This is a genomic window from Streptomyces sp. NPDC001781 (assembly GCF_053596035.1).
In genome coordinates, this window is record NZ_JBSFFI010000028.1 from 70590 (window position 1) to 81706 (window position 11117).

12 protein-coding genes and 1 pseudogene are annotated in these 11117 nt (G+C 71.9%); 7 read left to right on the forward strand and 6 right to left on the reverse strand.

Annotation, left to right across the window (positions count from 1 at the left end; genetic code table 11):
• Positions 1-458, forward strand: a pseudogene (locus tag ACWCV3_RS23320) (DEAD/DEAH box helicase); the annotation flags it as partial.
• Between the two features lie 54 nt (positions 459-512).
• Here the strand turns inward: ACWCV3_RS23320 and ACWCV3_RS23325 are convergent.
• The gene (locus ACWCV3_RS23325; protein ID WP_451227381.1) at positions 513-1406 is read right to left on the reverse strand and encodes an NYN domain-containing protein; all 894 of its coding nucleotides are present in this window, start codon (positions 1404-1406) and stop codon (positions 513-515) included.
• A 222-nt stretch (positions 1407-1628) separates the two neighbouring features.
• Here ACWCV3_RS23325 and ACWCV3_RS23330 point away from each other — a divergent pair, with 222 nt between their 5' ends.
• Positions 1629-1784, forward strand: coding sequence for a hypothetical protein (locus ACWCV3_RS23330; protein WP_451227384.1), 156 nt, complete (start codon positions 1629-1631; stop codon positions 1782-1784).
• A gap of 46 nt (positions 1785-1830) precedes the next feature.
• On the opposite strand, the gene ACWCV3_RS23335 is transcribed toward ACWCV3_RS23330, so the two are convergent.
• From ACWCV3_RS23335 to ACWCV3_RS23350, 4 genes are all read right to left on the reverse strand, one after another.
• Positions 1831-2436: a MarC family protein gene (locus ACWCV3_RS23335; RefSeq protein ID WP_451227386.1), complete on the reverse strand. Its 606-nt coding sequence runs from the start codon at positions 2434-2436 to the stop codon at positions 1831-1833.
• A 126-nt stretch (positions 2437-2562) separates the two neighbouring features.
• Positions 2563-3429 carry a PHP domain-containing protein gene (locus ACWCV3_RS23340; RefSeq protein ID WP_451227389.1) on the reverse strand — a complete coding sequence of 289 codons (867 nt, stop codon included), beginning with the start codon at positions 3427-3429 and terminating at the stop codon, positions 2563-2565.
• A 94-nt stretch (positions 3430-3523) separates the two neighbouring features.
• On the reverse strand, positions 3524-4171 hold the full coding sequence (locus ACWCV3_RS23345) for a DUF6758 family protein (protein ID WP_451227396.1): 648 nt from the start codon (positions 4169-4171) through the stop codon (positions 3524-3526).
• A gap of 138 nt (positions 4172-4309) precedes the next feature.
• Positions 4310-4906 carry a suppressor of fused domain protein gene (locus ACWCV3_RS23350; protein ID WP_451227399.1) on the reverse strand — a complete coding sequence of 199 codons (597 nt, stop codon included), beginning with the start codon at positions 4904-4906 and terminating at the stop codon, positions 4310-4312.
• Positions 4907-5354: 448 nt separating this feature from the next.
• Here ACWCV3_RS23350 and ACWCV3_RS23355 point away from each other — a divergent pair, with 448 nt between their 5' ends.
• Positions 5355-6473 (forward strand): magnesium and cobalt transport protein CorA, encoded by a 1119-nt coding sequence (locus ACWCV3_RS23355; RefSeq protein WP_451227401.1) that lies wholly within the window; start codon positions 5355-5357, stop codon positions 6471-6473.
• A gap of 23 nt (positions 6474-6496) precedes the next feature.
• On the forward strand, positions 6497-7027 hold the full coding sequence (locus ACWCV3_RS23360) for a hypothetical protein (protein WP_451227404.1): 531 nt from the start codon (positions 6497-6499) through the stop codon (positions 7025-7027).
• A gap of 13 nt (positions 7028-7040) precedes the next feature.
• Here the strand turns inward: ACWCV3_RS23360 and ACWCV3_RS23365 are convergent, their stop codons facing one another.
• Positions 7041-7778, reverse strand: a complete 738-nt coding sequence (locus ACWCV3_RS23365; protein ID WP_451227407.1) for a hypothetical protein — start codon at positions 7776-7778, stop codon at positions 7041-7043.
• 205 nt (positions 7779-7983) lie between these two features.
• On the opposite strand from ACWCV3_RS23365, the gene ACWCV3_RS23370 reads away from it, so the two are divergent.
• Genes ACWCV3_RS23370 through ACWCV3_RS23380 form a run of 3 tightly spaced genes read left to right on the forward strand, consistent with a single transcriptional unit; the run spans position 7984 to position 11026 of the window.
• Positions 7984-9288 (forward strand): magnesium transporter MgtE N-terminal domain-containing protein, encoded by a 1305-nt coding sequence (locus tag ACWCV3_RS23370; protein WP_451227410.1) that lies wholly within the window; start codon positions 7984-7986, stop codon positions 9286-9288.
• Complete coding sequence (locus ACWCV3_RS23375; RefSeq protein ID WP_451227413.1) at positions 9281-9850, forward strand: DUF1003 domain-containing protein; 570 nt, start codon at positions 9281-9283, stop codon at positions 9848-9850. The genes ACWCV3_RS23370 and ACWCV3_RS23375 overlap by 8 nt, the downstream gene beginning before the upstream one ends.
• Before the next feature lie 42 nt (positions 9851-9892).
• Positions 9893-11026 carry an Mrp/NBP35 family ATP-binding protein gene (locus ACWCV3_RS23380; protein ID WP_451227416.1) on the forward strand — a complete coding sequence of 378 codons (1134 nt, stop codon included), beginning with the start codon at positions 9893-9895 and terminating at the stop codon, positions 11024-11026.
• Positions 11027-11117 lie beyond the last annotated feature (91 nt).

Sequence of the window (11117 nt, forward strand, 5' to 3'; positions counted from 1 at the left end):
CCCTGGAGGCGGCCACCGAGGCGCCGAAGCGCCGCACCCGTAAGGCTGCTGTCGCCGCCGAGGCGGTCGTGGACGCGGTCGAGGCCCCCGAGACCAAGCCCCGCCGGACCCGGAAGACCGCCAAGGCAGCCGAGACGGCCGTGGTCGCGGAGACCGCCGAGGCCGCGGAGGCAAAGCCGCGCCGCACCCGCAAGGTCGCCGCCAAGGCCGTAGCGACGGAGCCGGTCGACGCCCCCGAGGCCGAGACCAAGCCGCGCCGCACCCGGAAGACGGCTGCCGCCGAGGCAGCCGAGACGGCCGAGGTCGCGAAGACCGCGGAGGCCAAGCCGCGCCGCGTGCGGAAGACCGTCGCCAAGGCCGTCGCGACGGACATCCCGGCGCAGGCGACCGAGGAGCCGGAGGCCAAGCCGCGCCGCCGGACCCGCAAGGCCGCGGCCGTGGAGCCCACCGAGGTGTGAGCACCGTCAGGTGAGGCCCGGCTCCCCGTCGAGGGGGGCCGGGCCTCTTCGCTGTCAGTACTGCGTCTGCAGGTGCTCCCAGAAGCCGTCCCGCAGGGACCGGCGCAGGTCCGCCTGGCCGCGCAGCGAGTACTGGAGCAGTCCCTCCGCCTCCACCAGCAGGTCCTGGTCGACGGATCCGGGCAGGTACGGGTGGCCGGGCAGAAGTTCCATCAGGCTGTCCCGGCCCCGCGAGACCAGCCACTTCGCCGCGATCTGCGCGCCGACGAAGCGCACGTCCTCACGGGTGGGCCGGTTGCCCGTGGCCTCGTAGGCGGCGGCCGTGCGGCGGGAGACGTACGGCTTGCAGAACTCCAGGTCGAAGGTGCGCTGGCTGTCGACCTCCCACAGCAGCGGCTCGGCCTGGTTGCGGCCGTCGGGAGCCTCGATGCCCCACAGGTGCACCCGCGCCCCGTACCCCTGCGCCGCCTCGACCGCCGAGACCAGGTCCTCGTCACCGCCCAGGAGCGCGGCGTCGCTGATGGCGCGATGGCGGGCGAGGGACTCCAGGTCGCTGCGGATCAGGGAGTCGACGCCCTTCTGCTGGTTGTGGGCGTTGAGGTTGCCGAGGCGGACCTTGACGTCGGGCAGCTCGGCGATCGACTGCTGCTCGGCGGTGTGGATGCGGCGCCGGGCGCCGTCGTACCAGTACACCCGCAGCAGGCGGCTGTCGGCGAAGATCGAGCGGGCCTTGTCGATGAGCGCGTCGATGAGACCCTCGGCGTCCAGGTCGAAGGCGCGGCGGTCCTCGGTGCCGGCCACCAGCCGTCCCGCGGCCGCGTAGAGATAGCCCGCGTCCACGAAGATCGCGTGGGTGGAGGGGGTCTTCGCCACCTCGGCGAGCATGCGTTGCAGCAGTTCGTTGGTGTGGTCGATGCGGGCACCAAGAGCCGCCAGGTCTTCGTTCATCGGGTCCATTGTCCCGGCGGTCACGCTGCGAGTACAACCGGTCCCCGTCAGTCCCGCGGCGACGCCTTTTTACCGGACGGTAATTAGCCCGTGAAAAAATTTCCTTAGCGTAGGGAATGTTTGCGGTGGGGCGTTCGTTGTCCATACATGTGACACCGCGACAACACGTCGCACACCAGTAGTTCTCCACTGGAGGATGACCAGACGAAGGGAGAAGCCTTCATGCGCTTCGAAATCATGCGACTCGACGAGGTCGACGGCTCGGCCGTGGACAGCACCGTCGTGGACGCCGCCTCCGTCAACCGGATCGTGCAGCAGGCGGCCGCCATCGGCCAGCGCCTGTGGATCCGCCCCGCAGAAGGCTGCCCGGCCTCGTAGGGCGCACGACGCACTCAAGCCTTCCGGGGGAGCCGAGGCCGAGTACTCAGCTTCCCCGGATCACCTGAGTGACCCCGTTGATGATCTGCTGCACGGCGATCGCGGAGAGCATCATGCCCGCGAGCCGTGTCACCAGGACGACACCGCCGTCCTTGATGACCTTGATGACCAGCAGCGAGTAACGCATCACCAGCCACAGCACGACGTGGATGGCGAGGATCGCCGCCCACACCGAGACCTGTGTGGCGACACTTCCGGCCTTCTGCACGGCCAGGATCACCGAGACGATCGCGCCGGGACCGGCCAGCAGCGGCATGCCCAGCGGGACCAGGGCGACATTGACGTCCTTGGTCTGCTTGGGCTCGTCGGTCTTGCCGGTGAGCAGGTCGAGCGCGATCAGCAGGAGCAGCAGCCCGCCCGCGATCATCAGCGCCGGGACCGAGACGTGCAGGTAGTCGAGGATCTGGTGGCCGAGGACGCCGAACACGGCGATGACACCGCCCGCCACGCAGACGGCCTGGAGGGCCATCCGCTTCTGGACCTTGGCGGGCCGCCCCGCGGTGAGGGCGAGGAAGATCGGGGTGATCCCCGGCGGGTCCATGATGACGAAGAGGGTCAGGAACAGGGAGCCGAAGACGGCGAGGTCGAACATCGTGTGCCTTGCATGATGGAGCCACCGCCGCGGACGCCCCGGCTCCCTGGAGGCAGGAAGCGGGCGCGCACGGCGGACGTGCGAATGAGCGGGTGAGGGGAAAAGCAGAGGGCGGGCGCCGGGGAATCAGGCCCCGCCGGTCCCCGGTACGGGGAACGCGCCGGTCGCCCGGCGGATGATCTCCCCGTAGACCTCCGGGTCGGTGGTGTTCTCGCCGAGCGCGATGGTCTTGCGGGTGCCGTGGTAGTCCGAGGAGCCGGTGACCAGCAGGTCCAGGTCCCCGGCGAGGCCGCGCAGCCGGGTCCGGGTCGCCCGGTCGTGCTCGGCGTGGTCGGCCTCGAGCCCGTCGAGTCCGGCGGCGGCCATCGCGGCGATGGCCGTCGGCGGCACCGTGCGGCCGCGCTTGGCGGCGGCCGGGTGGGCGAGCACGGTCACGCCCCCCGCGCCCTTCACCAGCCGGATCGCCTCCAGCGGATCGGTCTCGTGCTTGCCGACGTGGGCCCGTCCGCCGTCCGCCAGCCACTCCGCCGTGAAGGCGTCGCTCACGCTCGGTACGACACCCAGCTCCACCAGCGCGGACGCGATGTGCGGCCGGCCCACCGTGCCCTGGTCGGCGATCCGCTCGACCTGTTCCCAGGTGACCGGTGCGCCGAGCGCGTTCAGCTTGGCGATCATCGCGTGGGCGCGCGGCACCCGGTCGTCCCGGACCAGCTCGCGCTCGGCGAGCAGGGCGGGCTCCTCGGGGTCGAAGAGGTAGGCCAGCAGATGCAGGGAGACGCCGTCGATCCGGCAGGAGAGTTCAGCGCCGGTGACGAGGGTGAACGTCGGGGGCAGTGCGGCCAGCGCGGCCGTGGCCCCGGCGTACCCGCGGGTGGTGTCGTGGTCGGTCAGCGCGACCACGTCCAGTCCGGCGCCGGCCGCCGCGCGCATCAGCTCGGCCGGGGTGTCCGTGCCGTCGGAGGCGGTGGAGTGGCAGTGCAGGTCGATGCGCACGGCTGCTCCGGACGGCTCGCGGGGACGGTGAGGACACCTAAGGATAGCCGCGCGCACAGCATGCCCTGTCACCCCCGCCCCCAGGGGGCACCCCCTACATGTCGGGCCGCACCAGCCGGGGCGAGAGCGCCCCGCACGGCACCAGGTCCACCTCGGGGCCCGCGTCCCGCAGGTCGGTCAGCACCAGTTCGTCGTACATCAGCAGGCCCGACTGCGCGGGCCAGGTGACCGCCCACAGCCAGACGCCGAGGGCCTCGCCCGCGAAGACGGCGCGGTCGTCCGGGACGCCGTCGACGTGCCAGAGCGGGGTGGGGCGGCCGACCGCCAGCACCTTCGCCTGCGGGGGCTTCTCCATGTCCAGGTAGGGGCCGGGGTCGGGGCCGTCCAGGCCCGCGTAGCGCGCGCCGAGACCGACGCCCAGTTCCTCGGCGACGAGGATCAGCTCTCCGGGACCGCCGAGCGGACTGGGACCGGAGCAGGCCACCACCGTGGCCCGGCCGCCGCCGGGGGCGTCGCCCGCGTAGGCGACGCCGGTGAACAGCCAGCCGACCGGCAGCGGCCACGGCATCCACAGCGGGACCCGGGTGCGCCGCACCACGGCGGTGAGCGCCTCGACGCTGGGCGGGATCACGGGCTGCAGCGGGTACACCGCGCCGTGCGTGTCGCACTGCCACGTATCGGCGAAGAGGCCGGGAGCCCGGACCCGGCCACCACATCTCGGGCAACTGGGTTCGCCCCTCATAGAGTCCCACGGTCCTACCCCGGCCGCCGCACGTCAAGGACGATCACCCGTACGGCCCCGGCGCGATTCCGGGTCGAATCCAACTCGGCGCTGCCACCGGGCACTTGGTGAGCTTGCTCACCCCGGCCGCGCCCCGGCTCACTCCGGCGCGGGCCCCAGCGGGACGGACGCGCGGTTCGGGTCGCGCAGATCGGTGCCGTGCGCGAGCCACCGCTCCTGCAGCGCCCCGGCACCGTGCACCCGCTTCCACGCGGCCTCGTTCGGCGTCATCGGCAGCAGCGGCAGGAAGCGCACCGGGTCCAGCGGGGCGTCCAGCTCCAGGTCCTCCACCAGCCCGCCCGCCTCCCCGACCAGTACCGAGGTGAAGGGCGCGCCGGGCCACAGCGGCTCCCCCACGTCCAGCGAGGCACCGGGTGCCACGATCACGCCCTCGACCTGCGGGGACGCGGCGAGCACGGCGAGCGGCCGGAGCACGGGGCCGGTGTCGGTGACGCCCGCGCGGACGGAGAGGACCAGCTCGGCACGCGGCCCCTCCACGGGGTCGACGACCATGGCCGTGGGGTCGCTCATGGGGTGCGCCGACATGCCCAGGGTGGCGTAGCGGACCACGTCCCCCTCCTGGAAGCGCAGCACCTCGATGCGGTCCGCGCCGAGGAAGGTGACCGAGGCGCGCGCGTCCGGTTCGCCGAGCGCCGAGTTCAGCCGCGCCTCGACCAGAGGAAGAACATCAACCATGCGGTGAGCATAGATCTCGTCAGCGACGGGCAAAGCCGCGCCTTGACACGACGGGCTGCTGCTACGCTGAGCCGGTGGTTCGGGGCCGCGTGCACATGCTCGCCGTCGAGTCCCCGACGCCGATGAGACTCCCTTACGAGGGACCGGCCGGAGGAGGTGGGGCTGTCATGGATCGAAGTCGACCGTGCAGTACCACTCGCTCTTCCGGCTGTTGATGTCGTTCCTGGCCGACCGCCACCTTTTCGTTCGCTTCGCCGTCCGGAAGAGCACTTCGTTTCGCTTTGCCTGATCTGACTCAGTCCTGCATCAGTAGCGAAGTCGCCACCGCGACGGTGCGGTGCTCCCCGCTTTGTGGACGTGCCAAACGTATGCAGTCCGAACGTCCCCATTCCGGGTAGTTCCACCCGTCGCAGGCGCTTTCGTTGCCCGCCCGCGAAGGAGCCTGCCCATGTCGATGATCCGCGACCTGCGAGCCGTGGTCCGACCGTCCGCCCGCCCCGTCCCGCGCAAGGACGTGACCGCTCCTTTCGAACCCGACACCACCACGTCCTCGGCCGTGGTCGACTGCGCCGTCTACCGCGACGGGGCCCGGGTGGAGAGCGGACGCACCCTCAGCCCGCAGGAGGCGATGCGCGAGGTGCGCCGGGGCGGCGGCTTCGTCTGGATCGGCCTGCACGAGCCGACCGAGGCCGAGTTCGCCGGTATCGCGAGCGCCTTCGGACTGCACCCGCTGGCCGTGGAGGACGCCGTCCAGGCCCACCAGCGCCCGAAGCTGGAGCGGTACGACGACTCCCTGTTCACCGTGTTCAAGACCGTCCACTACGTCGAGCACGACCAGCTCACCGCCAACAGCGAGGTCATCGACACCGGTGAGGTCATGTGCTTCACCGGCCGGGACTTCTTCATCACCGTCCGGCACGGCGGCCAGGGCTCGCTCCGGGCGCTGCGCCACCGGCTCCAGGAGGACCCCGAGCTGCTCGCCAAGGGCCCTTCGGCGGTGCTGCACGCCATCGCCGACCACGTGGTGGACGGCTACATCGCGGTCGCGGACTCGGTGCAGGACGACATCGACGAGGTGGAGACGGAGGTCTTCTCCCCCGGCCGCAACGGCGGTGTCTCGCGCGGTGTCGACTCGGCCCGGATCTACCAGCTCAAGCGCGAGGTACTGGAGTTCAAGCGCGCGGTCGCCCCGCTGCAGCGCCCGATGCAGCTGCTCAGCGAGCGCCCGATGCGGCTGGTCGACCCGGACATCCAGAAGTACTTCCGTGACGTCGCCGACCACGTGGCCCGGGTGCACGAGCAGGTCATGGGCTTCGACGAACTCCTGAACTCGATCCTCCAGGCCAACCTGGCGCAGGCGTCCGTCGCGCAGAACGAGGACATGCGCAAGATCACCGCCTGGGCCGCGATCATCGCCGTGCCCACCATGGTGTGCGGGGTCTACGGCATGAACTTCGAGTACATGCCCGAGCTGCACTGGAAGTACGGCTACCCGGTGATCATGAGCGTCACGGTCGTTCTCTGTCTGGGCATCCACCGCACACTGAAGCGCAACGGCTGGCTCTGAGCGCCGCTGGATAGGCTGGGCGCATGACCAGCGAGCCGCCCGCACAGGCCCTTTTCGACCAGGCCCTCATCGAGGAGGCCACCAAGAAGTCCGGTCTGATCTGGGTCAGGGCTGCGGACGCGCCCGCCGCGCGCCCGCTCTGGCACGTCTGGCACGAGGGCGCGGCCCTGCTGGTCGGTGACGGTCCCGGCGAGCAGCCGCTGCCCCATCTGACCGACGGCGGCACGGCCGAGGTCGCGGTGCGCAGCAAGGACAAGGGCGGCCGGCTCGTCACCTGGCGGGCGACCGTGCACCGGCTGGACCCGGCCTCGCCCGAATGGGAGGCGGCCGTCGCGGAGTTGAAGGGCAAGCGGCTCAACGCCCCCGACGCCGAGGAGATCCCGGCGCGCTGGGCCCGCGACTGCGCGGTGCTGCGCCTGGTCCCGACCGGGGCGGTGGCGCCGCAGCCCGCGGGCAGCCTGGCCGAACCCCCGCTGCCCACCCCGGCCACCACCCGCGTCCCGGTACCGGCCGCGCTGCCCAGGCTGCTGACCCGGCGGCGCAAGCGGGGCTGAGCCGGAAACGGGCCTAGGAATCCGGCAGTTGGCCGCCGTAGTCGACGGTGTCGGACCTGTCGGGCTCGGCGGCCGGGAAGTCCTTGCCCCATTCGGAGAAGGTGAGGGTTCCCGCGCCGCCTCCGCGCACCAGGCGCAGCGGGTAGGGCTTGCCCTCCAGGGAGACGTCGAGGGTGCCGCCGGGGCCGCCGTCGCCGGTGACCCGGATCGTGCGGGTGCCGGCCTGGGTGTGGTGGCCGGCCGTGGCGAGCCTGCCGTGCAGGGGGAGCAGGGCGGGCAGCAGCACGTCCTTCTCGGTGAGGCCGCTGAACTTCCGGTACGCCGGGTCCTTCTGGGGGACCTTCACGTACTTGCCGTCCAGCTTGCCCGCGGCCGAGGTGTCCCCGCCGTGGTTCCAGAAGGCGGCGCCGGCCTTCACGTACAGCTCGTCGCCGACGCGCAGCAGCTGGAAGGTGGAGCCCTTGGATGTCACCGAGCCGCTGCCGCCGCCGGATTTCAGCCGCATGTCCAGCTTGAAGGCGACCCCGCCGGTGACGACGGTCCCGGCCAGGTGCACCGCCTGGGCGGCGTCGGCCGCCGCCCGGCTCTGTGTCTGGATCTTGCGCGCGGGCAGCCGGCCCACCCCGTTGGTCCCGGCGTCCGGGTCCTCCTCGCCGCATCCCGTCAGCATCGTCAGCGTCGACGCGGCCAGCACGCACAGCGCGGCCGACCGCGCCATTCTCCGGATGCGTGCCTGGGGAATCGCAGTCACAGGTGGGGCTGCCTCTCTGCCGGTGCCGAATGGGCGTACGGCAGCGTACCGGGGGCACGCGCCCCGGGCGGAGCCCGTCCGTCCGGACCCCCCACCGGGGCGTTTCCGGGCGGTACGGGCTAGCCTGAAGCGCACAAGCATGGCCATACCAGAGCGAATCCGCACCAATTCCCTCCGCGTCCCGAGCACGGCAAAGGAAGCACAGATGGCAGCCGGTGTCCCCCGGATCTTCGTGTCGCACCTCGCCGGGGTCCCCGTCTTCGACCCGGCGGGCGACCAGGTCGGCCGGGTCCGCGACATCGTCGTGATGCTGCGCGTGGGCCGCCGTCCGCCCCGCGTGCTCGGGCTGGTCGTGGAGCTTTCCACCCGGCGCCGCATCTTCCTGCCGATGACCCGCGTGACCGGTATCGACTCCGGCCAGGTCATCTCCACCGGTGTGGTCAACGTCCGCCGCTTCGAGCAGCGGCCCACCGAGCGCCTGGTCTTCGGGGAGCTGCTGGACCGCCGGGTGAAGCTGGTGGAGACCGACGAGGAGGTCACCGTGCTGGACCTCTCGGTGCAGCAGCTGCCGGCCCGCCGCGAGTGGGAGGTGGACCGGGTCTTCGTCCGCAAGGGGAGGAAGGCCGGCGCCTTCCGCCGGGCCAAGGGCGAGACGCTGACCGTGGAGTGGTCGGCCGTCACCGGGTTCTCCCTGGAGGAGCACGGACAGGGCGCGGAGAGCCTGCTCGCCACCTTCGAGCAGCTGCGCCCCGCCGACCTCGCCAACGTGCTCCACCACCTCTCCCCCAAGCGGCGCGCGGAGGTGGCAGCCGCTCTGGACGACGACAGGCTGGCGGACGTGCTGGAGGAGCTGCCGGAGGACGACCAGATCGAGATCCTCGGCAAGCTGAAGGAGGAGCGCGCCGCCGACGTCCTGGAGGCCATGGACCCCGACGACGCCGCCGACCTGCTGGGCGAGCTGCCCGAGGACGACAAGGAGCGGCTGCTGAGCCTGATGGAGCCCGAGGACGCGGCCGACATGCGGCGCCTGATGTCGTACGAGGAGCACACCGCGGGCGGGCTGATGACCACCGAGCCGATCGTGCTGCGCCCGGACGCCACGGTCGCCGACGCGCTCGCCCGGGTCCGCAACCCCGACCTCTCCCCCGCGCTCGCCGCCCAGGTGTACGTCTGCCGGCCGCCCGACGAGACGCCGACCGGCAAGTACCTGGGGACCGTGCACTTCCAGCGGCTGCTGCGCGACCCCCCGTACACCCTGGTCAGCTCGCTGCTCGACGACGATCTGCTGCCGCTCGCCCCCGACGCCACGCTCCCCGTGATCGCCGGGTTCTTCGCCACGTACGACATGGTCGCCGCCCCCGTGGTGGACGAGTCCGGTTCGCTGCTGGGCGCGGTGACCGTCGACGACGTACTGGACCACATGCTGCCCGACGACTGGCGCGAGACCGAGTTCCACCTGGACGAGCTGCCGGAGGGCGACACCGGGCGCCGAACGGGCACGCATGGCTGAGCGCGAGGGCGGCCGCGAGGGCCGCGACCGTTCCCCCGCGGGCGCCACGGCGTCCCGGCCGCGCGCGCCGCGGCTGGACCAGCCGCGTCCGCCGCGCCGCCGGGTGCTGCCGGAGTGGGACCCGGAGGCGTTCGGCCGGCTGTCGGAGAAGATCGCCCGGTTCCTGGGCACGGGACGGTTCATCGTCTGGATGACGGTCGTCATCATCGTGTGGGTGGTGTGGAACGTCGCCGCGCCGGACGCGGTGCGGTTCGACTCGTACCCGTTCATCTTCCTGACCCTGATGCTGTCCCTCCAGGCGTCCTACGCGGCTCCGCTGATCCTGCTCGCGCAGAACCGGCAGGACGACCGCGACCGGGTCAACCTGGAGCAGGACCGCAAGCAGAACGAGCGGTCCATCGCGGACACCGAGTACCTGACCCGCGAGATCGCCGCCCTGCGCACGGGCCTCGGCGAGGTCGCCACCCGCGACTGGATCAGGTCCGAGCTGCAGGACCTCGTGAGGGAACTGGAGACGGAACGGATGTCACGCCCCGCTGGGCGTGACATGGACGACCACTGAGGCACTGCCCGCCGGCCCGCGCGGGCGCCGTACCATCGTCGTATGGCTACGGAAGACGCGGTGCGCGAGGCGCTGTCGACGGTGAACGACCCCGAGATCAACCGACCCATCACCGAACTGGGGATGGTCAAATCGGTGGAGATCGGCGCGGACGGAGCGGTCGCGGTCACGGTGTACCTGACGGTCTCCGGCTGTCCCATGCGCGAGACCATCACCCAGCGGGTGACCGACGCGGTGTCCCGGGTCGAGGGTGTCACCGGGGTGGACGTCACCCTGGACGTGATGAGTGACGAGCAGCGCAAGGAACTGGCCGACGCGCTGCGCGGCGGGCAGGCCGAGCGCGAGGTCCCGTTCGCCAAGCCCGGCAGTCTCACCCGCGTCTACGCGGTCGCCTCCGGCAAGGGCGGCGTCGGCAAGTCCTCGGTGACGGTGAACCTGGCGGCCGCGCTGGCCGCCGACGGTCTGAAGGTCGGCGTGGTGGACGCCGACATCTACGGGCACAGCGTGCCGCGCATGCTCGGCGCGGACGGCAAGCCCACCCAGGTCGAGAACATGATCATGCCGCCGTCGGCGAACGGCGTGAAGGTCATCTCGATCGGCATGTTCACCCCGGGCAACGCCCCGGTCGTCTGGCGCGGCCCGATGCTGCACCGGGCGCTCCAGCAGTTCCTGGCGGACGTGTACTGGGGCGACCTGGACGTGCTGCTGCTCGACCTGCCGCCGGGCACCGGTGACATCGCCATCTCGGTGGCGCAGCTGGTCCCGAACGCGGAGATCCTGGTCGTCACCACCCCGCAGCAGGCCGCGGCCGAGGTCGCCGAGCGGGCGGGCTCGATCGCGGTGCAGACCCACCAGAAGATCGTCGGCGTGGTCGAGAACATGTCCGGGCTGCCCTGCCCGCACTGCGACGAGATGGTGGACATCTTCGGCACCGGCGGCGGGCAGCTCGTCGCGGACGGACTGACCCGTACCACGGGCGCCACCGTCCCGGTGCTGGGCAGCATCCCGATCGACGTCCGCCTGCGCGAGGGCGGCGACGAGGGCAAGCCCGTCGTGCTGACCGACCCCGACTCCCCGGCGGGCTCGGCCCTGCGTGCCATCGCGGGCAAGCTGGGCGGCCGTCAGCGCGGCCTGTCGGGGCTGTCGCTGGGTATCACCCCGCGCAACAAGTTCTGAGCCCGGACACGACGTGAGGGGGGCGCCGGCGGATTCCGCCGGCGCCCCCCCCACCTGGGGTGGGCAGGCGGGGGCGCCCGCCGCCGTGAAC

Bases quoted from the DNA above. Each gene is read 5' to 3' on its own strand.
- ACWCV3_RS23325 (WP_451227381.1), bottom strand. From the start codon at position 1,406: ATGAACGAAGACCTGGCGGCTCTTGGTGCCCGCATCGACCACACCAAC.
- ACWCV3_RS23330 (WP_451227384.1), top strand. From the start codon at position 1,629: ATGCGCTTCGAAATCATGCGACTCGACGAGGTCGACGGCTCGGCCGTG.
- ACWCV3_RS23335 (WP_451227386.1), bottom strand. From the start codon at position 2,436: ATGTTCGACCTCGCCGTCTTCGGCTCCCTGTTCCTGACCCTCTTCGTC.
- ACWCV3_RS23345 (WP_451227396.1), bottom strand. From the start codon at position 4,171: ATGAGGGGCGAACCCAGTTGCCCGAGATGTGGTGGCCGGGTCCGGGCT.
- ACWCV3_RS23350 (WP_451227399.1), bottom strand. From the start codon at position 4,906: ATGGTTGATGTTCTTCCTCTGGTCGAGGCGCGGCTGAACTCGGCGCTC.
- ACWCV3_RS23355 (WP_451227401.1), top strand. From the start codon at position 5,355: ATGTCGATGATCCGCGACCTGCGAGCCGTGGTCCGACCGTCCGCCCGC.
- ACWCV3_RS23360 (WP_451227404.1), top strand. From the start codon at position 6,497: ATGACCAGCGAGCCGCCCGCACAGGCCCTTTTCGACCAGGCCCTCATC.
- ACWCV3_RS23370 (WP_451227410.1), top strand. From the start codon at position 7,984: ATGGCAGCCGGTGTCCCCCGGATCTTCGTGTCGCACCTCGCCGGGGTC.
- ACWCV3_RS23375 (WP_451227413.1), top strand. From the start codon at position 9,281: ATGGCTGAGCGCGAGGGCGGCCGCGAGGGCCGCGACCGTTCCCCCGCG.
- ACWCV3_RS23380 (WP_451227416.1), top strand. From the start codon at position 9,893: ATGGCTACGGAAGACGCGGTGCGCGAGGCGCTGTCGACGGTGAACGAC.